Consider the following 24396-nt stretch of genomic DNA (forward strand, 5'->3'; position numbering starts at 1 on the left):
GCACGGGCGGCGGGGCTCGCATAGGTTCGGGGTATGTCCGACACCGACCTGACCGAACAGAGCGAGCCGTACGACCTCGACGCCTATCTCGACCGCATCGGCTGGAAGGGCGAGCGGCGGGCCGACCTGGCCACCCTGCGCGGGGTGCACCTGGCGCACGCGCTGTCGCTGCCCTTCGAGAACCTGGACCCGGTGCGGGGCACGGCTCCCTCCCTCGCGCCCGCCGACCTGATGGCCAAGATGATCCACGGCCGGCGCGGCGGCTACTGCTACGAGCACGACATCCTGCTCCGGCTGGCGCTGGAGGCGCTCGGTTTCCGGGTGGCCCAGCTGGCCGCACGGGTCGTGGTGGGTGCGCGGACGCCGGAGAGCCGGCCGCGGACGCACGCGATGCTCCGGGTCGAGGTGGCGGGCGAGCCGCTGCCGTACCTGGCGGACGTCGGCTTCGGCGCGCCGGGCGCGCTGCTGCTGCCGGTGCCGCTGGTGACCGGCACCGAGTTCGAGGGCGCCGGCCGCCGGCACCGGCTGGTGCGGCTGCCGCACGACGGGCCGCTGGAGCTGTGGGAGTTGCAGGTCCGCGACCCTCGGGGCGGTCCGGGCGAAGGGGCGTGGACCGGGCAGTACGCGTTCACCCAGGAGCCGTTCGCCGCGCCCGACCTGGAGGTGTTCAACTGGTTCGTCGGCACCCACCCCCGGTCCCCGTTCACCCGCCGTCCCTACCTCCAGCGCACCACCGCCGATCGCCATCTCTCCCTGGACGGCGCCCGGTTCACCGAGACGCTCGCCGACGGCACGGTGACCGGGCGCACGCTGGCCGGGGAGGCGGAGGCGCGGCGCGTGGTGGAGGAGGAGTTCGGCATCGAGGTGCCCGAGGGGGTCACCCTGCTGCCCTGACTCAGCGGCGGGAGAGCCAGTCGCCGTCCGCGATGCGGGTGCCGGTGGCGCGCAGCCGGGCGGCGACGCGCGGGGCGGCCAGGTAGACCCAGGCCCGGACGGTGCCGCCGGCGGTGCGTACGGCGTCCCGGGCGAGGCGTTCGTAGAGGTTGCGCGGGTCGCCCGGCACGTACTCCTCCAGCCGGTCCAGGGCGGCCAGCAGTTCCTCGTACGCCTCGGGCCGGGCGGTTACCAGTTCCCCGCGCACGGTGCCGCCGGGCTCCTCCACGGCGTAGGGGTAGCCGGGGCCGTCGTACAGCACGGCGCCGGTGAGGCGGGCCGGTTCCTCGGCGAGGGTACGGCCACGCAGGAAGAGGTCGTGGTTGGCCTCGCCGGGGCGGAGCGTGCCGTAGACGAAGAAGGGCAGCGGGCGGGGGTCCTCGGCGATCACGGAAACGATTCTGGACCCTCGCCGGCTCCCCACACATCTCCCCGAAGATCCATGAACGCGCTATGGACATGACATGTCATGCCCTCTTAAATCTCGGTGACACGTCAGCGCCACCCCCACTCCCAGCCTGGCGCCTCCCCGAGGAGACAGATGAGCCGGATACGGCAGCACATCCGAGGAACCCGTCGCACAGCCACCGCCGGTGTCGCCCTGACCACCGCGACCCTGCTGGCCGTCGGCCTCTCCCCCGCCGCCCACGCCGACGCCAGACCCACCCGGGCCACCGCGATCGAGAACGCGGCGTCGGCCCTCCTGGCCCACGCGGCGACCCTGGGCCTCACCGCTCCGCAGGACACCAGCGTCCGGGACGTGGTCGTGGACAAGGACGGCACCCAGCACGTCCGCTACGACCGCACCTACCGTCAGATCCCGGTCCTCGGCGGCGACTTCGTCGTCCACCTCGCGCCCGACGGGGCCTACCGCGGCGCCGACCGGGCCACCCGGCAGGCGGTCTCCGTGCCCTCCGTCACCCCGCGGGTCTCCGGCCCCAAGGCCGCCGGTCTCGCGGTGAGCGCCCTGCGCGCGGCCAACCGCGGCACGACGCTGAAGCAGGCCAAGGCCAAGCCGGTGCTGGTGGTCGACGCCCTGCACGGCAGCCCGAAGCTGGCCTGGCGCACCGACGCGGTCGGCCTGGACTCGCTCGGCAACCCCGTCGCCCGGACCGTGCTGACCGACGCGCGCACCGGCGCGCAGATCGACGCCTGGGACAGCATCGAGACGGCCACCGGCGACGGCACGGCCCTCTACAGCGGCACGGTCGCGCTGGAGACGACCCAGTCGGGGACGTCGTACCAGCTCAAGGACCCGACGCGGGGCAACACCTACACCGGTGACGCCGAGGGCAAGACCGACCTGTGCATCTTCGGCATCTGCTTCAGCCGGGCCCCCGCGACCCTGTTCACGGACGCCGACAACCACTGGGGCTCGGGCACCACCGCGGACCGCGCCTCGGCCGCCGTCGACGCCCAGTACGGCACCAACGAGACCTGGGACTACTACAAGAACGTCCACGGCCGCAACGGCATCGCGGGCGACGGCAAGGGCTCGTACAACCGCGTCCACTACGGCAGCAACTACAACAACGCCTTCTGGGACGACAGTTGCTTCTGCATGACGTACGGCGACGGTGACGGCACCACCTTCGGGCCGCTGGTCGCCCTCGACGTCGCCGGGCACGAGATGACCCACGGCGTGACGTCCAAGACCGCCGCGCTGACCTACTCGGGCGAGTCGGGCGGGCTGAACGAGGCCACCTCCGACATCCTCGGCACGATGGTCGAGTGGTACGCGAACAACTCCTCCGACACCGGTGACTACCTCATCGGCGAGAAGATCGTGAAGCCCGGCTTCGGCAAGGCGGCCCTGCGCTTCATGGACAAGCCGTCCAAGGACGGGAGTTCGGCCGACTACTGGAGTTCGTCGGTCGGGAACCTGGACGTCCACTACTCCTCGGGCGTCGCCAACCACTTCGCCTACCTGCTCGCCGAGGGCAGCGGCGCCAAGACCGTCAACGGCGTCGCCTACGACTCGCCGACGTACAACGGCTCGACGGTCACCGGCATCGGCCGGGACAAGGTCGGCAAGATCTGGTACCGGGCGCTGACGGTCTACATGACCTCCTCGACGAACTACGCGGGCGCCCGCACGGCCACCCTCAACGCGGCCAAGGACCTCTACGGCGCGGGCAGCACCGAGTACAACGCGGTGGCCGCCGCCTGGAGCGCGGTCAACGTCAACTGAACCGGCGCGGCCTCCCCGGCCGGCCGCCCCTGTCGCCGACCGCCCCGACTGTCGGCGACGGGGTGCGGCCGGCGGGTGGGGGCCAATCGTGTGCTCTTCGCACCCGGCCCCTCACACGGCCCTGACCTGCCGGAACACTCTCCGGCTAGGCCGTGTGGGGGGCCATGCGCGCCACCCGTTCACCGCATTCCCGGCGCCGCCTCGGGAAGCGGATCCCCGCGACTGCGACTTACCTCGGTAGGGCAGGGGCGCACCCCTGGACGAGTCGGACAAGCCCTGGGGAGCACCATGCGACGCACTGCCCGTCTGCTGGCCGGTACCGCGCTCGCCGTGGCCGCCGCGGCACCCGCCCACGCGGCCGGAACCGGCCGTCTGGACCTGTACCCGGCGACCGTGGCACCCGGTGGCCAGGTCACGGTGAACACGGCCGCGTGCGGGGACACGGGGGCCGCGACCGGGGACGCGGGCGCGCTCGGTGCCGGAACGTTCATGCTGGCGCCCACCGCGCACGAGGGCGAGGCGATCGGACAGTTCCGGGTGCCGCCGGGCGCGCAGCCGGGGACGTACGAGATCGTCGCCCGGTGCGCCGAGGGCGACCGGCAGGTGGCGGGCGACCTGGTGGTGGCGTTGAGCGCGGTGCACCAGCAGGTGCTGCCGCGGGGAAGCGTGAAGACGGGGGTCGGCGGCGGACTCGGCCCCGACCCCGTACAGACCGCGGCGGGTGTGGCGGCACTGGCCGTCGCCGCCGCGGGCGGTACCTGGCTCCTGCATCGCCGGGCGAGAGGCGACGGGATCTGACGGACACCCTCCGCTGTCCGTCCGCCGGTACCGCACATCCCGCCCCCTCCGGGTCCGACGCCCCTCGCGGCCCGGAGGGGGAAGGGGTCTTCGGGGTCCGCCCCCGGGAGAGGGGATTGGCATGCGCAAGGGCGCCGGGAAGCGCGGGACCGCTCACAGCGCCAGGGCCGTCCAGCTCGGCGACACCGCCATAGCCGCCGTCACCGTGGTGGCCCTCGGCTCGGGCGTGTGGCTGCTGGGCGGCGGCACCGGCCCGCACGCCCCACCGCAGCCGTCCGCCGCCGAGGGCCGCCCCGACCCGGGCGGCGCGCGGGTCGCGGCGCCCGGACTCGCGCCGTCCCCGCCGCTGCGCATCCGCATCCCCGCGATCCGGGTGGACGCGCCCCTCATGGGCCTGGCCCTCACCCGCTCCGGCAGCCTGGACGCGCCGCCCGCCAAGGAGAAGAACCTGGCCGGCTGGTACGAGGCCGGCACCACCCCCGGCGAGACGGGCACCGCGATCGTCGCCGGCCATGTCGACAACACCGAGGGCCCCGCCGTCTTCTACGACCTCGGCGCGCTCAAGCGGGGCGCCCGGGTCGAGGTGGACCGCCGGGACGGCACCGTGGCCGTGTTCACCGTGGACGCGGTGGAGGTGTACTCGGCCCACGACTTCCCCGACGACAAGGTGTACGGCGCGGCGCCCCGCCCCGAACTCCGCGTCATCACCTGCGGCGGGGGCTACTCCAGGTCCACCGGCTACCAGGGCAACGTGGTGGTGTTCGCCCACCTGACGGGCAGCCGCTGAAGGCGGCCTCCGGGGGCTCCGCCCGGCACCGGGCACGGCGCGGAGGGCCGCCTCACACCTCTCCCCCGCCCCTGTCCAGCCCCCTCACACCCCCCGCCCCCGTCCGCTGAGGGCAGCGTTCCTCCCGGGAAACAGACGTGATGCCGTCGGGTAACGTCGGGGCCGCACGCTCGGGACATGACCTCGAATACGCGTGTGGTGGTGATCGGCGCCGGCCTCGCGGGCGTACGGCTCGCCCGGCGGCTCGGCGAGCTGGGCACGCCCGCGCTGCTCGTCGGCGAGGAGGAGCACGCGCCGTACAACCGGGTGCTGCTGGCCGAGGTCCTGGCCGGCCGGTACGCCCCGGAGGTGATCGCCCTCCCGCCGCCCGCCGGCCTGCTGCGCACCCGGGTCACCGGCATCGACCGGGCCGCCCGGACCCTCGCCTGCGCCGACGGTACGTCGATCGGATACGACGCCCTGGTGCTGGCCACCGGCTCCAACCCGGTGCTGCCGCCGCTGCGCGGCCTGTTCACCCCCGGTCACCAGCTCCCCGAGGGCGTCCACGCGTTCCGCACCATGGACGACTGCCTGGGCCTCGGCAAGGCCGTGCGGCCCGGGGTGCGGGCGGTCGTCATCGGCGGCGGGCTGCTCGGCGTCTCCGCGGCCCGCGCGCTCGCCGTGCGCGGCGCCCAGGTGGTGCTCGCGCAGCAGGCCGAGCGGCTCATGGAGCGCCAGCTCGACCCGGACGCCTCCCGGCTGGTGCTGCGGCACCTGAGCGAGCTGGGCGTCGAGGTGCACACCGAGTGCCGGGTGCGGGACGTGCGCTGCGTCGCCGGCGCGGTCCGCTCGGTGGAGATGGCCGACGGGTACGCGCTCGACGCCGACCTCGTGGTCCTCGCCTGCGGGGTACGGCCCCGCACGGGTCTCGCCGAGCAGGCGGGCCTCGCCGTCCACAAGGGCGTCCTCGTGGACGACGAGCTGCGCACCTCCGACCCGCACGTCCACGCCATCGGCGACTGCGCCCAGCACGACGGCACGGTCTACGGCCTGGCCGCCCCGGCCCTGGAACAGGCCGACGCGCTCGCCGAGCTGCTGGCGGGCGACGCCCGTGCCCGCTACACCGGCACCCGCTCGCTGACCCGGCTGACCCTCACCGGTCCCGGCTCCCCCTTCGACCTCGCCGCGTTCGGCGAGACCGAGCCGCGCGCGGGCGACGACGTCGTGCGGATCGCCGACGCCACCCGCGGCACCTACCGCAAGGTCGTCGTCCGCGACGACCGCCTGGTCGGCGGGGTCCTCGTCGGCGAACTCGGCACCGTCGGCGCGCTCGCCCGCGCCTGGGAGACAGCGGAGCCGCTCCCCGACGACGGCCCCCTGCTCCACCTGCTCACCAACGATGGAGGCTCCTGAATGACCGCCACCCCGGGGGCCACCCCCACGATCGTGCTCGTCGGCCACGGCATGGTCGGCCAGCGCTTCCTGGAAGCGCTCGCCGAGCGCGGCCTGACCGCCACGCACCGCGTGGTCGTGCTGTGCGAGGAACCGCGCCCGGCGTACGACCGCGTCCAGCTCACCTCGTACTTCTCCGGCAGGACGCCCGAGGACCTCTCCCTGACCGACAGGGAGTTCATCAGGGACCACGGCATCGAGCTGCGTCTCGGCGACCCGGCGGAGACGATCGACCGCGAGGCACGCACCGTGACCGCCCGCTCGGGTCTGGTCGTGGACTACGACGTCCTGGTCCTGGCCACCGGCTCCTACCCGTTCGTGCCGCCGGTGCCGAACAAGGACGCCACGGGCTGTTTCGTGTACCGGACCATCGAGGACCTGCTGGCGATCGAGGAGTACGCGAGGACCCGGGCGACGACGGGTGCCGTGGTCGGCGGCGGTCTGCTGGGCCTGGAGGCCGCCGGCGCGCTCAAGGGGCTCGGACTCGACGCGCACATCGTGGAGTTCGCGCCGCGCCTGATGCCGGTGCAGGTGGACGACGGCGGTGGCGCGGCCCTGCTGCGGACCATCCGGGACATGGGCCTGACCGTCCACACCGGTGTGGGCACCCAGGAGATCGTGACGGACGACTCCGGTGCCGTCACCGGCATGAAGCTGTCCGACGGCTCCGAACTCGCCACCGACATGGTGGTGTTCAGCGCCGGCGTCCGCCCCCGCGACCAGCTGGCCCGCGACGCGGGCCTCACGGTCGGCGAGCGCGGCGGCATCGCGGTGGACGAGCAGTGCCGGACCGTCCGCGACCCGCACGTGTTCGCGATCGGCGAGTGCGCGCTGGCCGCCGACGGCCGGGTCTACGGCCTGGTCGCACCCGGCTACGAGCAGGCGGAGACGGCCGCCGCGACCATCGCGGCCGACGAAGCGGCCTTCACCGGCGCCGACCTGTCCACCAAGCTCAAGCTGCTCGGTGTGGACGTGGCCTCCTTCGGCGACGCGCACGGCACCACCGAGAACTGCCTGGACGTCGTCTACTCCGACTCCCGCGCGGGCCTGTACAAGAAGCTGGTCATCGGCGCGGACGGCACGCTGCTCGGCGGCATCCTGGTCGGCGACGCGGAAGCGTACGGCACCCTGCGCGCGCTCACCGGCTCGGTGCCGCCCGTCTCGCCCGAGTCGCTCGTCCTGCCCGCCACAGCGGGCTCGGGGGCTCAGCTCGGCCCGTCCGCGCTGCCGGACGAGGCGATCATCTGCTCCTGCCACAACGTCAGCAAGGGCACGATCCGCGGCGCGGTCACCGAGCACCGGTGCACCACCGTGCCCGAGGTCAAGAAGTGCACCAGGGCCGGTACCGGCTGCGGCAGTTGCGTGAAGGTGCTGGGCCAGCTGGTCGACGCCGAGCTGGAGGCGTCCGGCGTCGAGGTCGACAAGGGCCTGTGCGGCTGCTTCTCCCAGACCCGCGAGGAGCTGTACGAGACCGTCCTGGCCCTGCGCGTCACGTCGTACCGGGAACTGCTGGACCGCCACGGCCGCGAGGGTGCCCGGGGCGGGGACGGCTGCGAGGTGTGCAAGCCGGCCGTCGGCTCGATCATCGCCTCCCTCGCCCCGACGATCGGCGCGAGCGGCTACGTCCTGGAGGGCGAGCAGGCCGCGCTCCAGGACACCAACGACCACTTCCTCGCCAACCTCCAGAGGAACGGCTCGTACTCGGTGGTGCCGCGCATCCCCGGCGGGGAGATCGCGCCCGAGAAGCTGATCGTGATCGGCGAGATCGCCCGGGACTTCGGCCTCTACACGAAGATCACCGGCGGTCAGCGGATCGACATGTTCGGCGCCCGTGTCGAGCAGCTTCCGCTGATCTGGGCCCGGCTGGTGGACGCCGGCTTCGAGTCCGGCCACGCCTACGGCAAGTCGCTGCGCACGGTGAAGTCCTGCGTGGGCTCCACCTGGTGCCGCTACGGCGTGCAGGACTCGGTCCGGATGGCGATCGACCTGGAGCTGCGCTACCGGGGCCTCAGGTCCCCGCACAAGCTGAAGTCGGCGGTGTCCGGGTGCGCCCGCGAGTGCGCGGAGGCCCAGTCCAAGGACTTCGGGGTGATCGCCACGTCCAACGGCTGGAACCTGTACGTCGGCGGCAACGGCGGCGCCACCCCGCGCCACGCCGACCTGCTGGCCCAGGACCTGTCCGACGCCGAACTGATCCGGCTGATCGACCGGTTCCTCATGTTCTACATCCGTACGGCCGACCGTCTGGAGCGCACCAGCACCTGGCTGGAGCGCATCCCGGGGGGCCTGGAGCACGTACGGGACGTGGTGGTGCACGACTCGCTCGGCATCTGCGACGAGCTGGAGAAACTGATGCGGGCGCACGTCGCGCACTACCGCGACGAGTGGGCGGAGACGGTCAACGACCCCGAGAAGCTGGCCCGGTTCGTGTCCTTCGTGAACGCCCCGGACACCCCGGACCCGGTCGTCTCCTTCGTCCCCGAGCGCGACCAGATCAAGCCCGACCTGCCGCTGCTGAACATCGGCCTGCGGCCCGCCGACGACGTCCTGGAAGGAAGCGCCCAGCGATGACCCTGGCAGTTGAGACGACCGACCTGAAGGTCCAGCTCCAGCTGGCGGACGGCTGGTTCACGGTCTGCGACCTGAGCCTGCTGGTCCCGGGCCGCGGAGTGGCGGCCCTGCTGCCGGACGGCCGCCAGGTGGCCCTCTTCCGCGACCGCGCGGACCGGCTGTACGCCGTCGACAACCGCGACCCCTTCACCGGCGCGGCCGTCCTCTCCCGCGGCCTGACCGGCACCCACCAGGGCCGCCCGTTCGTGGCGTCCCCGCTGCTGAAGCAGCGCTTCGACCTGGTCACCGGGGAGTGCCTGGACGACGCGTCGGTGCGGGTGGCCGCGTACGAGGTGCGGGCGCTGTAGCGGTGGCGTGGGCCGGCGGGGCCTACGGACCGGGCCGCGGGCCAGGCCGGGTCGGGTCCGTGCGCAGCACGACCCGACGGCCCCGCAGCTCCCCGTTCTCCATCCGCGCGTGCGCCTCTGCGGCGGCGTCCAGCGGGAGCACCTCGACGTTCCGGGGGCGCAGCAGACCCTGCGCCAGCAGGTCGTTGACGGCGGTCGCGGCGGTGGCGAGTTCGACGGTCGTCGCGTGCGAGATGACGAAGCCCACGACGGAGCCGCCGTTCATGTACAGCGGTCCGGCGGGCAGCACGGGCCGGGTCCCGGCACCGGCGAGCAGCACCACCCGGCCCCGGCGGGCGAGCAGCCCGACCGAGGTCTCCAGGTCGTTCACGCCCGCCGTGTCCAGGTACACGTCGACACCGGCCGGCGCCGCCCGGCGGATCCTCCCGGTCAGCTCCGGGTCGCGGTAGTCGAACACCTCGGCCGCGCCCGACTCGGCGCAGTACCCGGCGTCCCGTGCCGCGGCCGTGGCGAGGACCCGGGCCCCCGCCCGCGCGGCGAACGTCACCAGGGCGCTGCCGACGTTGCCCGCGGCGCCCGCGACCAGCACGGTCTCGCCGAGGCGGAGCCGGCCGTGGACGAACAGGGCGAGGTACGCGGTGGCGGCCGGGTGCAGCGCGGCCACGGCGAGGTCCGGGTCGACGCCGTCGGGCAGGGGGTAGAGCCGGTCGGCCGCCACCACCGCCTGCTCGGCCGCCGCGCCCTGCCGCCCCTCGTGCCCGAGGCTGTTGCACCACACGCGGTCGCCGGCCCGGAAGCCGGTCACGCCGGGTCCCGCCCGCGCGACCGTCCCCACCAGGTCACGGCCGATGACGAACGGGAAGTCCACGGCCGTACGGAAGACCCCCGACCGGACGAAGGCGTCCACCGGGTCCACGGCGGTGGAGAGCACGTCCACCAGGACGTCGGTCGGGCCGGGGCGGGGCGCGGGCAGCTCGCCGTACCGGATGACGTCCGGGGGACCCAGTTCCTGGATGTACGCGGCACGCATGGCCTTCCATGCTGCCACCGGGGGCCGGAACGCGCGCGGGCGTCCGGTGACCGACGCCGATTCTTGACCGAACGGTTCAGACGAACCTACGCTGCCCGCATGGCCAGGACCAAGGAATTCGACCCCGACGCAGCGCTCCAGTCGGCCCTGGAGCTGTTCTGGCGGCGCGGCTACGAGGCGACGTCGATGGCCGACCTGGTCGGGCACCTGGGCATCGGCAGGGCCAGCCTGTACGCCACCTTCGGCAGCAAGCACGAGCTGTACCTGCGGGCCCTGGACCGGTACGCGCGGACGCAGGACCCGGCGCTGACGCGCGAGCTGTCCCGGCCCGGCCCGGTACTGCCGGCCGTGCGCGCGCTGGTCCGGCGGTTCGCCGCCGAGGCCGCCGCCGAGGCGACCCGGGAGCAGGGCTGCCTGGTCACCAACACGGCGGTCGAACTGGCTCCGCACGACCGCGAGGCCGCCCGCCGGGTGGAGCGCAGCTGGGACACCGTTGAGACCCTGCTGCACTCCGCCCTCGTGCGCGCCCGGGCGCAGGGCGAACTGGCCGGGGACCGCGACCCGCTGACCCTCGCGCGCATGCTGCTGGTCCTGCTCCAGGGCCTGCGGGTGGTCGGCAAGGCCTCGGCGGACCCGGCCAGGGTCCGGGACGCGGCGGAGCAGGCCCTGGCCCTGCTGGACTGACAGCGCGCCCGCGCGGGTCCCGCCGTTCTGCACGACCTCAAACTGAACCGTTCGGTCAAGAAAAGGGAACCTCATGACGCACCGCTTCACCGGCCGGACCGCCCTCGTCACCGGCGCCGGCTCCGGCATCGGCCGCGGGGTGGCCCTCGCCCTGGCCCGGGAGGGCGCCCGGGTCGTCGTCGCCGGCCGGCGCCGGGACCCGCTGGACGAGACCGTGGCGCTGATCGAGGCCGAGGGCGGCAAGGGGCTCGCCGTCACCGCCGACGTCTCCCGCGCCGACGACCTGCGGGCCCTGGTGGACGCCGCCGTGGACCGGTTCGGCTCGCTGGACGTGGCCGTGAACAACGCCGGGGTGCTCCAGGGCCGGGGGCGGTCCGTGGGCGACCTGGCCGAGGAGGAGTGGCGCCGGATGCTCGACATCAACGTCACCGGTGTCCTCCTCGCCCTCCAGGCCGAGATCGCGCGGATGCGGACCCAGCCGAGCGGCGGTGCCATCGTGAACATCGCCTCCCGGATCGGCGTGCACAGCCGGCTGCCCGGCACCGCCGGCTACGCGGTCAGCAAGGCGGCCGTCTCCGTCCTCACCCGCGCCGCCGCCCTGGACCACATCGCCGACGGCGTGCGCATCAACGCCGTCAGTCCGGGCCCCACCGCCACGGACATGTCGTTCCGGGACGGGGAGACCGAGGCCGGCCGGGACGCGCGCATGCGCACCGAGGTGCCGCTCGGCCGGGTCTCCACCGTCGCCGAGGTGGCCGCCGCCGTGCTGTACCTGGCCTCGGACGACGCGGCCTCGGTGGTCGGCGCCGACCTGGTGGTCGACGGCGGCGCCACGGCCTGAACCCCGGCTCCCGTCAGTCGATCCCGGACCGCTCCACCCCGGCCACGATCCAGCGCTGGAAGCACAGGAACACCAGGAGCAGCGGCAGGATCGACACCGCCGCCGCGACGAACAGCTCGTGCAGCCGCACGACCTGGGCGGTGGTGAACGAGGACAGGGCCACCTGCACCGTCCAGGCGCTCTGGTCCTGCCCGATCACCAGCGGCCACAGGAAGGAGTTCCACGCGCCGAGGAACACGATGGTCCCGACGGCCGCGAACACCGGACGGGCGCCCGGCACGACGACGAGCCAGTACGTCCGCCAGTACCCGAGCCCGTCCACCTGCGCCGCGTCCTCCAGCTCACGGGGGAAACCGAGGAAGTACTGCCGGAAGACGAAGCAGGCGAAGGCCGGGAACAGCGTCGGCACGATCAGCCCGCGCAGGGTGGAGATCCAGCCGAGGGACGACACCAGCACGAAGCTGGGCACGAAGGTGACGGCCGCCGGGACCAGCAGGGTGCCCAGGACGGCGTAGAAGACCTTGTTCGCGTGGCGGTAGGGGATGCGGGCGAGGCCGTAGCCCGCGAGGGAGGCGAGGAGCAGGGTGCCGAGGGTCGTGGCGACGGCGATCAGCGCGGAGTTGAGCAGGGACCGGGCGAAGGGCACGGACGGGTCGGCGAACAGCTCGCCGACGTTCCCCCACCGCACCTGGCGGGGGAAGAAGGTCCACTCGGGGGAGGTGATGTCCTCCTCGCCGGCCAGCCCGTTGCGCACGAGCAGGTAGAAGGGGACCAGGAAGAGCAGGGCGAGCGCGATCAGCAGCACCAGCCGCAGCGCCCGCCCGGCCCGCACCAGGGCGTCATCCATCGGCGTCCGTCCTCCCCAGCCGCAGCCAGCGGGCCTGCCCCAGCGTGACGACGGCGATGACCAGCGCGAGGATCACCGCGCCCGCGCTGCCGAGCCCGAGGTTCTGCCCCTGCCCGAGGGCGGTGTAGTAGAGGTAGACCAGCGGCGGCCTGGCGTACGGCGGATACCCCCGGGCGTCGGACAGCAGGTTGTAGAACTCGTCGAAGGCCTGGAAGGCGTTGATGACGAGCAGCAGCACCACCGCGACCGAGGTGGCCCGCAGCTGGGGCAGGGTGATGTGCCGCAGCACCGTCCAGCCGGGCCGGGCCCCGTCCACGGCCGCCGCCTCGTACAGCGCCGGGTCGATCCGCTGGAGCCCGGCGAGGAACAGGATCATGTAGAACCCGGCCTGGAGCCACAGCCGTACGGTGACGATGACCAGCCAGTACCAGGGCGGATCGGTGGTGGACAGCCAGGCGACGGGGTCGCCGCCGAACCACCCCAGCACGCTGTTGGCCAGCCCGAACCGGACCCCGCTGAAGAGCGACATCTTCCAGATGAGCGCGGCCACGACGTAACTGCACGCGGCCGGCAGGAAGAACACGGACCGGAAGAAGGCCCGAGCGGTCCGGAGGCGATTGACCATCAGGGCGAGGGAGAGGGAGAAGACGTAGGTGACGGGCACGATGAAGGCCGTGAAGACGAGGAACGTCCTCAGGCTGTCCACGAACGCCCGGTCCCGCAGCATGGCCGTGTAGTTGTCCAGCCCGACGAAGCGCGTGGGCGTCACCGTGTTGTGCGCGTCGAAGAAGCTGAGCGTCACGCTCCACAGCAGCGGGACGTACGTGAACAGCGCGAGCCCGAGCGCGAACGGCCCGACGAACACCCAGAACCACAGCGCCCCGCGCCGCCTCACGACGTCTTCTTCACACGGTCGAGTTCGGCCGACACCTTCCGCACGACGGCCCGCAGTTCCCGCTCCGGACCGGCCCCGTCCTTGATGATCCGGCTGAGCGCGTCCTGGTAGGCGGTCTGGCTCGCCGGGGTCCACAGCAGCGGCTGGGCGTAGCCGTGGTCGGTGGTGAAGCGGACGGCGTCGGCGGCCGGACCGTCCTTGAGGGCGGTGGCCTTCTCGGCGAGGGAGATCCGGGCGGGGATGTGGAATCCGTAGGAGAGCGCGAAGTCCTCCTGGTAGTCGGTGCGTTCGACCCAGAGCCACTGCACGTACCGTGCGGCCGTCTCCTTGTGCCGGCTGCGGGCGCTGACGGCGGCGCCGTACGCCCCGACGGGCACGGAAGGCCGCCCCTGGCTGCCGTCCCGCGGGAAGGGCAGCACCCCGAAATCGTCACCGAGTTCCTCGCGGACCCGCGGCAGCGCCCACAGCCCGGTCCACTGCATCGCGGTCAGCCCCTGCACGAAGGCGGACGGGTCCGCCCAGTCGCTGGGCGCGCCGAGGAGCAGGGACTTGTCGGCGTACAGCCGGTGCAGCTTGCCGAGGGTGCGGGCGGCGGCGGGATCGTCGAAGCCGACCTCGCCGTCGTCGCCGACGAACCGGAATCCGGCCGCGTAGAGGGGGGTCCCCCCGAGCACGCCCGCTCCCCCGTCGTTCCCGAGGAAGAGCCCCTTCACCTTGTCGCCGGTGAGCCGGTGCGCGGCGTCCACCAGGGCGTCGAGGGTGGTGGGCGGCTCGACACCGGCGTCCTCCAGCAGGCTCTTGCGGTAGTAGAGCATCTGCATGTCGATGACCTGCGGAATGGCGTACACCCTGCCGTCGTGGGTCTTCGGCGTGAGCACGGCCGGATTGAAGTCGTCCTTCACCTTGGCCACCAGCTCGGTGAGGTCGAGCACCTGCCCGCCCCGGATCTGGTCGAGGGTGGGCCCGTTGACCTCGAAGACATCGGGCCCGGAGTCGGTGAGCAGCGCGGCGGCGGTCTGCTGGTCGTAGTTCCCCGGCCGCCACTGCACCGAGACGCGCGCCTTCTTGAAGCCGGCGGCGTACCGCCGCACGGCCCGCTCGGTGCCGGGCTCCCCGTACTGGTGGTACCACTGCGCCAGCTCCGGCCCCGAACCACCGCCGCCCCGGCCGGTGTTGGACCCGCAGGCCGTGAGCACCCCGGCACCCACGCCTGCGGCCAGCAGATCCCTACGCCTGATCGTCATCGTGCCCCCTGACGTCCGTCACCGATGCACGGCCCAACGATCAACCATGCCCGCCGATTACGAAAGACGAGTTGCGGCCGTGTGTCACCGGGTCCGGCCGAGCCCGGACGCCGGCAGGTCCGAGAGGTCCCACAGCCGGGCGGTCCCGCTTTCGTCCGACGCCACCAGGTGACGTCCGTCCGGGCTGAAGCTGATCTTCGAGACGTCGTCCTCGCAGCCTTCGAGCAGGGCGATCTCCGCACGCAGACGCATGTCCCACAGGCGAACGGTCCGGTCGCGGCCCCCGACGGCCAGGAGGGAGTCGTCCGCGCTGAACGCCACCGCCTCCAGCGCGTCCTCGTCCTCGCCCAGGAGAGGGCGGCCCGTGCGCAGGACAGCGGCCCTCTCGGCCTGGTCCATGTCCCAGATCTCGATGTCCGGGCTGTGGCCCACCGCGGCCATCAGGCTGCCGTCGGAGGTGAAGGCGAAGCGGGACAACACCGTTCCGTGGCTTTCCGTGGCGATCCGCTGGAACCGGTCGCCGATGTGAAGGTTCCAGCTGCGTTTCCTCCCCGAGCGCCTGCCGAAACACGCCACCGGCACACCCTGGGGGGAGATGCCCCACGAGGCCAGCCCGTCGGTCATGCCGTTCACGCCGGGAAACCGGAACGGAGCCTGTCGTTCGCCCGTGAGCGCGGACCAGCAGTCCGGCCCGTCGTGCCCGAACGCGGTGACCACTTGACCACCGCACTCCACCCGGCGCACGTAGGCCATGGCGGGTCGCCCGTGTTCCGGACGTTCCCCGATGGTCCTCAGGACGGTATCGGCTCGCACGTCCCAGATCACCGTCTCGTTGAGGAACGGGAAGTGGATCGCCAGCAGTGCGGGGGTGACGAATTCCAGACCGAGAACCTCGCTGTCCTCGGCGAAGGTCGCGATCTCCTTACGGCTGGGCCACTCCTCGACCCGCACGGAGGTGAGGGTGTCCTTGTAGGCGATCAGCGAGCCGTTCTGGCTGAACTCCGCGTAATCGGCGTCCAGGAAAACCGGCTCGGTGAACGTCTTCACAGTGCGCGAGGGACCTTCCTCCCCCGCTTCCACGGGCCGGTGCGCCCTCCGCATCAATTCCCGCGCGGCGGCATTGCAGGAAGTGACCTCACCGTCGGACGGCGAGTACTGGAAGCAACCGACACCGAGATCGTCCGCGCAGTCCAGGGCCGCCTTCGTGTACCCGGAGTTCGAGAAGAAGAGCATCTCTCCCTCCCGGCGGCCCCGCGCACCGAACAATTGCTGTATCAGATTCGGTGCGATGGCCCGGCCGTGGAACTTGACCTGCCCGTACACGCCGGGCCCATCGATGTCGAGTCCCCTGTCCGCGCCGCCCGGCGTCCGCCGCGCTCCGGTGAAACCGAGCCACCGGGCCCACTCCAAGGCGTTCTCCTCCGCGTCCTCCCAGTCCGATACGGGACGCGGCCGAGGACGCGGCAGTACCCGCGTCGCCTTGTCGTTCATCGTCGTTCTCCCGGCTCTCTCGGACTCCGCCCTTGAATGATCGACTGATCATAGGAAAGGCGGGCGGCAGGCCGGCTCGCACACCACCGCGCAGAGGGGCGACACCCCCCGCACTGGGGTGCCGCCCCTCCTCTTTCGTGCGCCGGGGCCGCCGCCGATCGGTGAGGGTCGGGGACCGACGGCGGCTCCGGGGACCGGGTGGGTCAGCGGTGGTCGCTGCCCGCCGACTGGGTGGCCGCGCGGCCCGCTTCCAGGCGGGCGACCGGGATGCGGAACGGGGAGCAGGAGACGTAGTCCAGGCCGGCCTCGTGGAAGAAGTGGACCGACTCCGGGTCACCGCCGTGCTCGCCGCAGACGCCGAGCTTGAGGTCGGGGCGCGTCCGGCGGCCCGCCTCGGCCGCCGCCTTCACCAGGGAGCCGACGCCGTCCTTGTCGATCGTCTCGAACGGGCTGACGCCGAAGATGCCCTTCTCCAGGTACGCCGTGAAGAACGAGGCCTCCACGTCGTCCCGGCTGAAGCCCCACACCGTCTGGGTCAGGTCGTTCGTGCCGAAGGAGAAGAACTCCGCCGCCTCGGCGATCTGACCGGCCGTGAGGGCCGCTCGCGGCAGCTCGATCATCGTGCCGATCGCCAGCTTCAGCTTCGTACCGGTCGCCGCCTCGACCTCGGCGATGACCCGGTCCGCCTCCTCGCGGACGATCTCCAGCTCCTGGACCGTACCGACCAGCGGGATCATGATCTCCGCACGCGGGTCGCCCTTGGCCGTCTTGCGCTCGGCCGCCGCTTCCGCGATGGCGCGGACCTGCATGGTGAACAGGCCGGGGATGACCAGGCCCAGGCGTACGCCGCGCAGGCCCAGCATCGGGTTCTGCTCGTGCAGGCGGTGTACGGCCTGGAGCAGGCGCAGCTCGTTCTCGTGCGGCTCCTGGCGGGACTCCGCCAGGGCCACGCGGACGGAGAGTTCCGTGATGTCCGGGAGGAACTCGTGCAGCGGCGGGTCCAGCAGACGGATCGTCACCGGGAGGCCGTCCATCGCCTCGAAGAGTTCGACGAAGTCCTTCTTCTGCAAGGGCAGCAGGGCCTTCAGGGACTCCTCGCGCTCCTCCTGCGTGTCGGCCAGGATGAGGCGTTCGACCAGCTCACGGCGGTCGCCGAGGAACATGTGCTCCGTGCGGCACAGGCCGATGCCCTGGGCGCCGAAGCGGCGCGCCCGCAGCGCGTCCTCGGCGTTGTCCGCGTTGGCGCGCACCCGCAGCCGGCGCTTGCGGTCGGCGAAGGCCATCATGCGGTGGACCGCCTCGACCAGCTCGTCGGCGTCGTCGGCGCCCGGGTGCATACGGCCCTCGAAGTACTCCACGACGGGAGAGGGGACGACCGGGACCTCGCCCAGGTAGACCTTGCCGGACGAGCCGTCGATGGAGATCAGGTCGCCCTCCTCCACGACGTGTCCGCCGGGGACCGTCATACGGCGGCGCTTGGTGTCGACCTCCAGCTCCTCCGCGCCGCAGACACAGGTCTTGCCCATGCCGCGGGCGACCACGGCCGCGTGGGAGGTCTTGCCGCCGCGGGAGGTGAGGATGCCCTCGGCCGCGATCATGCCGTCCAGGTCGTCGGGGTTGGTCTCCCGGCGGACCAGGATCACCTTCTCGCCCGAGCGGGACCACTTCACCGCCGTGTACGAGTCGAAGACCGCCTTGCCGACCGCCGCGCCCGGCGAGGCCGCGATGCCCCGCGCGACCTGCTCGACCTTCGCCTGCTCGTCGAAGCGCGGGAACATCAGCTGGGCGAGCTGGGCGCCGGTGACGCGCTGGAGCGCCTCCGTCTCGTCGATGAGGCCCTGGTCCACCAGCTGGGTGGCGATGCGGAAGGCCGCGCCCGCCGTGCGCTTGCCGACGCGCGTCTGGAGCATCCAGAGCTGGCCGCGCTCGATGGTGAACTCGATGTCGCAGAGATCCCTGTAGTGGTTCTCCAGGGTCTCCATGATCCGCATGAGCTGGTCGTACGACTTCTTGTCGATCCGCTCCAGCTCGGCGAGCGGCACGGTGTTGCGGATGCCCGCGACCACGTCCTCGCCCTGGGCGTTCTGGAGGTAGTCGCCGTAGACGCCCTGGTGGCCGGAGGCGGGGTCGCGGGTGAAGGCGACGCCGGTGCCGGAGTCGGGGCCCAGGTTGCCGAAGACCATCGAGCAGACGTTGACGGCCGTGCCCAGGTCGTGCGGGATGCGCTCCTGACGGCGGTACAGCTTGGCGCGGTCGCCGTTCCAGGAGTCGAAGACCGCCTTGATGGCGAGGTCCATCTGCTCGCGCGGGTCCTGCGGGAAGTCCCGGCCGGCCTCCTTCTTGACGATCTTCTTGAAGGTGGTGACCAGCTTCTTCAGGTCCGCGGCCTCCAGGTCGGTGTCGACCGTGACCTTCTTGGCCGCCTTCGCCTTGTCCAGGGCTTCCTCGAAGAGGTCGCCGTCGACGCCGAGGACGGTCTTGCCGAACATCTGGACGAGGCGGCGGTAGGAGTCCCAGGCGAACCGCTCGTCGCCGGCCTGGGCCGCCAGGCCCTGCACCGACTTGTCCGACAGACCGATGTTCAGGACCGTGTCCATCATGCCGGGCATGGAGAACTTGGCGCCGGAGCGGACGGAGACCAGCAGCGGGTCGTCGGCCTGGCCGAGCTTCTTGCCCATCTTCGCTTCGAGGGCTTCGAGGTGCGCACTCACCTCGTCACGCAAGTCCGCGGGCTCCTCGCCGCTCTCCAGGTAGACCTTGCAGGCCTCCGTGGTGATCGTGAAGCCGGGAGGGACCGGGAGACCCAGGTTGGTCATCTCGGCGAGATTGGCACCCTTGCCGCCGAGCAGGTCCTTGAGGTCCTTGTTGCCCTCGGTGAAGTCGTAAACGAACTTCGCTGCCTGGGGTTCTTTGTTTTCCGACACGGGTCTCGACTCCTTGAGGCCACGGTGGCTGCCCTGATGGCCAGGAACATACCCAGATCGAAGGTGCCTGGGTACGTCCACTTGCGCGTCATGCGCCTGTAACCACTCGTCCGCCAGCGGATCGAAAGTCAAGGCTTGGCAAGCGAAGCCGGCCGTATGTTTTCACTTCTTGAAGACGGCAGCACTCACAGGTGCGGTTTTCCGCTCAAATGAGCGAGCCCCGGCACGATTGATTTCGATCGATGAACGATCAAGGGGTGGCACCGAGTGCCACCCCTTGAGGAAGTGCAGCCGTGCATGATCCGCTCATCTGAGCGCTACCCTTATCAAGGGTGGCGAGAATCACGCTGCCACAGACCGCTCCGTTTCACCATGCGGACCGCTCGGCGGACGCCCGCCGGCGACGGAAACACCGCTGTCACACACCCATCTCCGACAGCCGCTGCTCCACCCGGTCCGGCGCGTACAGGTGCTCCACCACCAGCGCGCCGGCGCCGATCAGCCCGGCCCGATCGCCGAGCCGCGAGGTGACGACGTCCAGGTGGGCCGTGGAGCGGGGCAGCGCCCGCTGGTAGAGCAGCTCGCGCACGCCGGTCAGGAAGGGCGTTCCGGCCAGATCACCCGCGATCATCAGCACGCCCGGGTTGAGCAGGGTGACGACCGTGGCCAGCACGTCCCCGACCTGCCGCCCGGCCTCCCGGGCCAGCGCGGCGGCCTCCGGGTGCCCGGCGGCCAGCAGGTCCCGCACGTCCGAACCGGAGGCGGCCGGCACCCCGGACGCGGCCAGCCGGCGGGCCACGGCGCCCCCGCTCGCGACCGCCGCGAGACAGCCGTACGAGCCGCACCGGCACAGCGCGTCGGCGCCGACCCTGATGTGCCCGATGTCGCCGGCGCCGCCGTCGACGCCCCGGTAGATCGAGCCGTCCACGACCACCCCGGCCCCGATGCCGGTGGAGACCTTGACCAGTACGAAGGCCGTGCAGCCGGGGTGTCCGGTGCGCTGTTCGCCGTACGCCATGAGGTTGGCGTCGTTGTCGACCAGGACCGGGACCGCGGGGGCCCCGGTGCGGTCGGTGAGGGCGCGGGAGAGACGGCCCCGTATGTCGTAGCCGTCCCAGCCCGGCATGATCGGCGGCTGGACCACCCGGCCGGTCTCGCTGTCCACCGGGCCCGGCACCGCCAGCCCGATCCCGCACACCTCCCCGGCGCTGCGCCCCGCTTTGGCCAGCAGCTCGGCGAACCAGTGGCCCAGCTCGCCCAGCACGGCGTCGGGGCCGTCCTCGACCACCAGCGTGCCGGCCTGCTCGGCGAGGATCTCGCCGGTCAGGGTGAGGACGGCCGCGCGGGCGTGCCGGGTGTCCAGGTCGGCGGCGAGGACCACCGCGTGGGAGCCGTCGAACTCCAGGGTGACGGACGGGCGTCCGCCGAGCGGCGAGCCGACCGGGCCGCCGGCGCCCTCGCGCAGCCAGCCCGCCCGGAACAGCCGGTCCAGGCGCTGGCCGACGGTGGCCCGGGACAGTCCGGTCGCCTGCTGGAGCGCGCCGCGTGTCACGGCCCGCCCGCTGCGCACCAGTTCGAGCAGATCGCCGGCGCCCGCCTGGCTCCCGCTCTTGCCGGTCCTTCCCGGACGTCCGGTCATGCGCACCCCCTTGTGCTTCTCCAGTCTGCATTACATATTGAGTTTTGCGTGTTAAATAGACGTAACCCTACGGTGGCCGGGGCAGAACCGCGTCGGCCGGACGTCTTCGGGGAGCCCCGAGTGGATCGCACCGCCCAGCTCACTGCCCGTTCCACCCCGTACGAGACGGCATACGACCCACCGGCCACGGCCACCACCCCGGCCACGACGACGTCCCTGCGCGCGAGGGCCGCCCGGGTGCTGGAGGCGAACTGGACCGGCGCCTCGACGGTGCCCTCCCTCGACCTGTATCCGCACCAGTGGTCCTGGGACTCCGCGTTCATCGCCATCGGGCTGCGGCACGTCTCGCCGCGGCGGGCCCAGACGGAACTGGAGACGCTGCTCGCGGCCCAGTGGGACGACGGTCGCGTCCCGCACATCGTGTTCAACCCCTCCGTACCGCTCGACGCGTACTTCCCGGGCCCCGACTTCTGGCGCTCCGCCACCGCCGGGCGCCCGGCGGGCGCCCCGCGCACGCTACAGACCTCCGGCATCGTGCAGCCACCGGTGCACGCGCTGGCGGCCTGGCTGGTGCACCGCGCCGACCCCGAACTGTCCCGGGCCCGCGGCTTCCTGGCCCGCGTCCACCCACGGCTGGCCGCCTGGCACCGGTACCTGCTGCACCGCCGGGACCTGGGCGGCGCCGGGCTGGTGTCCGTGGTCCACCCCTGGGAGCAGGGCATGGACAACAGCCCCTGCTGGGACGCCCCGCTGGCCCGGATCACCCCGGCCCCGGCCCGCTCCTTCCGCCGCGCCGACCTCGACCACGGCGCGGCCGAGGACCGGCCGACGGATCTGGACTACGGGCGGTACGTGCGGCTGGCCGCGGACTACCGGGACGCCGGGTACGCCGACGGGGGCGGGGAGTTCGCCGTGGAGGACCCGGCGTTCAACGCCCTCCTCATCGCCTCCGAGCACGCGCTCGCCCTGATCGCCGAGGAACTGGGCGCGACCGGCTCCGCCCGCCGGGCCCGCGCGCGGCGGCTGACGGCGACGCTGGTGGAGCGGCTGTGGGACGCGGAGACGGGGATGTTCCTGTGCCGGGACCTGCGGGCCGGGGGCACCCTCTCCGGGCACGGTACCTCCGGTTCCGGGGCCGAGGGCGAGCCGCGTGTCCCCGGTTCCCGTCTCCTTCCCGAGCGCGCCGTCTCCGGCCTGGTGCCGTTGATCCTGCCCGGTCTCCCCCGCGACATCGCCGCCGCCCTCGTCCGCACCCTGCGCGGACCGCACTTCTCGGTCGGTGACCGCACCCGGCTCGCGCCCAGTTACGACCTCCTCGGCGAGGCCTTCGACCCGCACCGCTACTGGCGCGGACCGGCGTGGTTCAACACGAGCTGGCTGCTGGAGCGCGGCCTGCGCACGCATGGCGAGACGGCGGCGGCCGAGGCCCTGCGCCGGGCGGTGCTGGACCTCGCCGACGCCACCGATTTCGCGGAGTACGTCGACCCGTACACCGGCGCGCCCTGCGGAGCCACCGGCTTCGGCTGGACGGCGGCCCTCGCGCTCGACCTGTGCCACCGGCCGGCCGTGCGGCACGAGCGTCAACATCTGGACAAGAGCACACAAAGAGTCGTACCCCCCACGGACACCGGAACGTTCGACAGGAGTGACAGAGGAGGTCACCGGGGATGACGGACCGGCATCATCTGCTCGTGCACGGCGCCACCTTCGCCGCCGTGGGCGACCGCGGCGACATCAGCGGGGTGCGGGGCGGCAGCTCCCCGGACGGGTTGTTCGTCCGGGACGCCCGGCACCTCAGCCGCTGGCAGCTCACCCTCGACGGTGCGGTGCCCGAGGTGCTCACCCCGGTCACGGACGGGGACGAGACCCGCTGCGTGCTGGTCCCGCGCGGCGGCCGGCAGGAGCCCCCGGCGTACACCCTCTTCCGTGAACAGGCCGTCGGCGACAGCTCGTTCGTGGAGTCGGTGAAGGTCACCAGCAACCGCCCGGTGCCCACCACCGTACGGCTCGCGCTCACCGTCGACGCCGACTTCACCGACCAGTTCGAACTCCGCTCCGACCACCGCACCTACGCCAAGCCCGGCGCCCTGCGCTCCCGCGAGGTCCTCCCCGACGGCATCGAGTTCACCTACCGGCGCGCCGAGTGGCGGTCCTGTACGACGATCACGGCCGACCCGGCCCCCGACGCCGTGGAGGAGACCGGCACCGGCGCCCGCCGCCTGGTGTGGACCCTGGAAATCGCACCCCACGGCACGACCGAGCTGCTGCTGCGGGTGATCGCCCGCCCGCACGGCGAGAAGCGCGCCCTGCGCGTACCCCGCGACCCCGCCGCCGTACAGGAACACCTCCTCGCGGAGGAAGCCCGCTTCATGGAGGGCGTGGCCTTCCCGACCGGCTGGCCGGAGCTGGCCGCCGCCTGCGCCCGGGGCCTCGCCGACCTGGCGGCGCTCCAGGTCCCGGCCACCGGGCCGGACGGCGAGGACCTGCGCGTACCGGCGGCCGGCGCCCCCTGGTTCCTCACGCTGCTCGGCCGCGACGCGCTCCTCACCTCGCTGTTCGTCCTGCCGTACCACCCCCGGCCGGCCGCCGCCACGCTCCTCGCCCTGGCCGCGACCCAGGCCACCGGCTCCGGCCGGTCCCCGGTCGCCCAGCCCGGCAAGATCGTGCACGAGGTACGGCACGGCGAGCTGGCGCACTTCGGCCAGGTGCCGTTCGGCCGCTACTACGGCTCGGTCGACGCCACCCCGCTGTTCCTGATCCTGCTCGGCGCGTACGTCGAGCGGACGGGGGACACGGAGCCCGCCCGGCGCCTGGAGCCGCACGCGCGGGCCGCCGTCGGCTGGATGCTCGACCACGGCGGCCTGACCTCGCGCGGCTATCTCGTCTACCGCGCCGACGAGGGCGGCCTCGCCAACCAGAACTGGAAGGACTCCCCCGGCGCGATCTGCTGCGCCGACGGCACCCGGCCCACCGGCGCGGTGATGGCGGCGGGCGCCCAGGGCTACGCGTACGACGCTCTGCGCCGCACGGCCGGGCTGGCCCGGACGGTGTGGGGCGACGAGACATACGCCGCGCTGCTGGAACAGGCGGCGGCCGACCTCCGCGACCGTTTCCAGCGGGACTTCTGGATGCGGGAGCAGTGCTTCCCGGCGCTGGCGCTGGACGGGCAGGGCCGGCAGATCGACGCGCTGGCGTCCGACGCCGGGCATCTGCTGTGGTCGGGGCTGCTGGACAAGGAGTACGGCGAGGTGGTGGGCCGGCGGCTGCTGGAGCCGGACTTCTTCTCGGGCTGGGGCGTCCGCACGGTGGCCTCCGGCCAGGCCGCGTACCACCCGCTGTCGTATCACCGGGGGTCCGTCTGGCCCCATGACAACGCGCTGATCGCCCTGGGCCTGGCGCGGTACGGGCTGCACGACGAGGCCCGTACGGTCGCCCATGCGCTGATCGACGCGGCGACGGTGGGCGGGCACCGGTTGCCGGAGGTGCTGGCGGGGTACGGGCGGGCTCCGCACGGTGCGCCGGTGCCGTATCCGCACGCGTGCGGGCGGGGGGCGCGGTCCGCCGCCGCGCCGCTCGCCCTGCTGACGGCTGTCGGGGGCGCCTGAGGGGGTGGGGGTCCGGCTGTGGGGCGCGTGCGGGTCCGCGGGCGGGTGTTCGCGCGGACCCGCACGCGCCCCTGCGGGGGAGCTGACGTGTCGTCGGCTGTGTTGACCAGGTGTTTGCCCGGCCCTCGTGAACGGTGC

At 72.7% G+C, this 24396-nt stretch carries 19 protein-coding genes; 11 read left to right on the top strand and 8 right to left on the bottom strand.

Going from position 1 to position 24396, the window contains the following annotated elements:
* Positions 1 to 33: 33 nt before the first annotated feature.
* Entirely contained in the window at positions 34 to 894 is an 861-nt protein-coding gene (locus tag IE273_RS01130) for an arylamine N-acetyltransferase family protein (protein WP_189813225.1), read from the top strand.
* A gap of 1 nt (position 895) precedes the next feature.
* Here the strand turns inward: IE273_RS01130 and IE273_RS01135 are convergent, their stop codons facing one another.
* Positions 896 to 1324 (bottom strand): gamma-glutamylcyclotransferase family protein, encoded by a 429-nt coding sequence (locus IE273_RS01135; protein WP_189813226.1) that lies wholly within the window; start codon positions 1322 to 1324, stop codon positions 896 to 898.
* A gap of 150 nt (positions 1325 to 1474) precedes the next feature.
* Between IE273_RS01135 and IE273_RS01140 the strand changes: the two genes are divergently transcribed.
* From IE273_RS01140 to nirD, 6 genes are all read left to right on the top strand, one after another.
* The gene (locus IE273_RS01140; protein WP_189813227.1) at positions 1475 to 3124 is read left to right on the top strand and encodes a M4 family metallopeptidase; all 1650 of its coding nucleotides are present in this window, start codon (positions 1475 to 1477) and stop codon (positions 3122 to 3124) included.
* A gap of 288 nt (positions 3125 to 3412) precedes the next feature.
* Positions 3413 to 3922, top strand: a complete 510-nt coding sequence (locus IE273_RS01145; RefSeq protein ID WP_189813228.1) for a hypothetical protein — start codon at positions 3413 to 3415, stop codon at positions 3920 to 3922.
* Between the two features lie 121 nt (positions 3923 to 4043).
* The gene (locus IE273_RS01150; protein ID WP_189813229.1) at positions 4044 to 4709 is read left to right on the top strand and encodes a class F sortase; all 666 of its coding nucleotides are present in this window, start codon (positions 4044 to 4046) and stop codon (positions 4707 to 4709) included.
* Between the two features lie 177 nt (positions 4710 to 4886).
* The gene (locus IE273_RS01155) at positions 4887 to 6101 is read left to right on the top strand and encodes an NAD(P)/FAD-dependent oxidoreductase (protein ID WP_189813230.1); all 1215 of its coding nucleotides are present in this window, start codon (positions 4887 to 4889) and stop codon (positions 6099 to 6101) included.
* Positions 6102 to 8711, top strand: a complete 2610-nt coding sequence (nirB, locus tag IE273_RS01160) for a nitrite reductase large subunit NirB (protein ID WP_189813231.1) — start codon at positions 6102 to 6104, stop codon at positions 8709 to 8711.
* The gene (gene nirD / locus IE273_RS01165) at positions 8708 to 9058 is read left to right on the top strand and encodes a nitrite reductase small subunit NirD (RefSeq protein WP_189813232.1); all 351 of its coding nucleotides are present in this window, start codon (positions 8708 to 8710) and stop codon (positions 9056 to 9058) included. The genes nirB and nirD overlap by 4 nt, the downstream gene beginning before the upstream one ends.
* Positions 9059 to 9080: 22 nt before the next feature.
* Here the strand turns inward: nirD and IE273_RS01170 are convergent, their stop codons facing one another.
* Positions 9081 to 10088: an NADPH:quinone reductase gene (locus IE273_RS01170; RefSeq protein ID WP_189813233.1), complete on the bottom strand. Its 1008-nt coding sequence runs from the start codon at positions 10086 to 10088 to the stop codon at positions 9081 to 9083.
* Between the two features lie 99 nt (positions 10089 to 10187).
* Between IE273_RS01170 and IE273_RS01175 the strand changes: the two genes are divergently transcribed.
* Positions 10188 to 10772 carry a TetR/AcrR family transcriptional regulator gene (locus tag IE273_RS01175; RefSeq protein ID WP_189813234.1) on the top strand — a complete coding sequence of 195 codons (585 nt, stop codon included), beginning with the start codon at positions 10188 to 10190 and terminating at the stop codon, positions 10770 to 10772.
* Positions 10773 to 10845: 73 nt separating this feature from the next.
* Positions 10846 to 11613, top strand: coding sequence for an SDR family NAD(P)-dependent oxidoreductase (locus IE273_RS01180; RefSeq protein ID WP_189813235.1), 768 nt, complete (start codon positions 10846 to 10848; stop codon positions 11611 to 11613).
* Positions 11614 to 11626: 13 nt separating this feature from the next.
* Here the strand turns inward: IE273_RS01180 and IE273_RS01185 are convergent, their stop codons facing one another.
* From IE273_RS01185 to IE273_RS01210, 6 genes are all read right to left on the bottom strand, one after another.
* Positions 11627 to 12460 carry a carbohydrate ABC transporter permease gene (locus IE273_RS01185; protein WP_189813236.1) on the bottom strand — a complete coding sequence of 278 codons (834 nt, stop codon included), beginning with the start codon at positions 12458 to 12460 and terminating at the stop codon, positions 11627 to 11629.
* The gene (locus IE273_RS01190) at positions 12453 to 13355 is read right to left on the bottom strand and encodes a carbohydrate ABC transporter permease (RefSeq protein WP_189813237.1); all 903 of its coding nucleotides are present in this window, start codon (positions 13353 to 13355) and stop codon (positions 12453 to 12455) included. The genes IE273_RS01185 and IE273_RS01190 overlap by 8 nt, the downstream gene beginning before the upstream one ends.
* Entirely contained in the window at positions 13352 to 14599 is a 1248-nt protein-coding gene (locus IE273_RS01195) for an ABC transporter substrate-binding protein (RefSeq protein ID WP_189813238.1), read from the bottom strand. Before IE273_RS01195 ends, IE273_RS01190 begins: the two co-directional genes overlap by 4 nt.
* 84 nt (positions 14600 to 14683) lie before the next feature.
* Positions 14684 to 16090, bottom strand: a complete 1407-nt coding sequence (locus IE273_RS01200; RefSeq protein ID WP_189813239.1) for a restriction endonuclease — start codon at positions 16088 to 16090, stop codon at positions 14684 to 14686.
* A gap of 203 nt (positions 16091 to 16293) precedes the next feature.
* Positions 16294 to 19014, bottom strand: a complete 2721-nt coding sequence (ppdK, locus tag IE273_RS01205; protein WP_189813240.1) for a pyruvate, phosphate dikinase — start codon at positions 19012 to 19014, stop codon at positions 16294 to 16296.
* Positions 19015 to 19432: 418 nt separating this feature from the next.
* Positions 19433 to 20653 carry an ROK family protein gene (locus IE273_RS01210; protein WP_189813241.1) on the bottom strand — a complete coding sequence of 407 codons (1221 nt, stop codon included), beginning with the start codon at positions 20651 to 20653 and terminating at the stop codon, positions 19433 to 19435.
* Between the two features lie 120 nt (positions 20654 to 20773).
* Between IE273_RS01210 and IE273_RS01215 the strand changes: the two genes are divergently transcribed.
* Together IE273_RS01215 and IE273_RS01220 are read left to right on the top strand one after the other, a co-directional pair.
* On the top strand, positions 20774 to 22324 hold the full coding sequence (locus tag IE273_RS01215; protein ID WP_189813242.1) for an MGH1-like glycoside hydrolase domain-containing protein: 1551 nt from the start codon (positions 20774 to 20776) through the stop codon (positions 22322 to 22324).
* Entirely contained in the window at positions 22321 to 24258 is a 1938-nt protein-coding gene (locus IE273_RS01220) for an amylo-alpha-1,6-glucosidase (protein ID WP_189813243.1), read from the top strand. Before IE273_RS01215 ends, IE273_RS01220 begins: the two co-directional genes overlap by 4 nt.
* Positions 24259 to 24396 lie beyond the last annotated feature (138 nt).

This window comes from Streptomyces olivaceoviridis, assembly GCF_014650115.1.
GTDB lineage: Bacteria > Actinomycetota > Actinomycetes > Streptomycetales > Streptomycetaceae > Streptomyces > Streptomyces olivaceoviridis.

Excerpts from the sequence above, each read along its gene's own strand:
- IE273_RS01130 (WP_189813225.1), top strand. The coding sequence starts at position 34 with ATGTCCGACACCGACCTGACCGAACAGAGCGAGCCGTACGACCTCGAC.
- IE273_RS01140 (WP_189813227.1), top strand. The coding sequence starts at position 1,475 with ATGAGCCGGATACGGCAGCACATCCGAGGAACCCGTCGCACAGCCACC.
- IE273_RS01145 (WP_189813228.1), top strand. The coding sequence starts at position 3,413 with ATGCGACGCACTGCCCGTCTGCTGGCCGGTACCGCGCTCGCCGTGGCC.
- IE273_RS01150 (WP_189813229.1), top strand. The coding sequence starts at position 4,044 with ATGCGCAAGGGCGCCGGGAAGCGCGGGACCGCTCACAGCGCCAGGGCC.
- IE273_RS01155 (WP_189813230.1), top strand. The coding sequence starts at position 4,887 with ATGACCTCGAATACGCGTGTGGTGGTGATCGGCGCCGGCCTCGCGGGC.
- nirB (WP_189813231.1), top strand. The coding sequence starts at position 6,102 with ATGACCGCCACCCCGGGGGCCACCCCCACGATCGTGCTCGTCGGCCAC.
- nirD (WP_189813232.1), top strand. The coding sequence starts at position 8,708 with ATGACCCTGGCAGTTGAGACGACCGACCTGAAGGTCCAGCTCCAGCTG.
- IE273_RS01170 (WP_189813233.1), bottom strand. The coding sequence starts at position 10,088 with ATGCGTGCCGCGTACATCCAGGAACTGGGTCCCCCGGACGTCATCCGG.
- IE273_RS01175 (WP_189813234.1), top strand. The coding sequence starts at position 10,188 with ATGGCCAGGACCAAGGAATTCGACCCCGACGCAGCGCTCCAGTCGGCC.
- IE273_RS01180 (WP_189813235.1), top strand. The coding sequence starts at position 10,846 with ATGACGCACCGCTTCACCGGCCGGACCGCCCTCGTCACCGGCGCCGGC.
- IE273_RS01185 (WP_189813236.1), bottom strand. The coding sequence starts at position 12,460 with ATGGATGACGCCCTGGTGCGGGCCGGGCGGGCGCTGCGGCTGGTGCTG.
- IE273_RS01195 (WP_189813238.1), bottom strand. The coding sequence starts at position 14,599 with ATGACGATCAGGCGTAGGGATCTGCTGGCCGCAGGCGTGGGTGCCGGG.
- IE273_RS01200 (WP_189813239.1), bottom strand. The coding sequence starts at position 16,090 with ATGAACGACAAGGCGACGCGGGTACTGCCGCGTCCTCGGCCGCGTCCC.
- IE273_RS01210 (WP_189813241.1), bottom strand. The coding sequence starts at position 20,653 with ATGACCGGACGTCCGGGAAGGACCGGCAAGAGCGGGAGCCAGGCGGGC.
- IE273_RS01220 (WP_189813243.1), top strand. The coding sequence starts at position 22,321 with ATGACGGACCGGCATCATCTGCTCGTGCACGGCGCCACCTTCGCCGCC.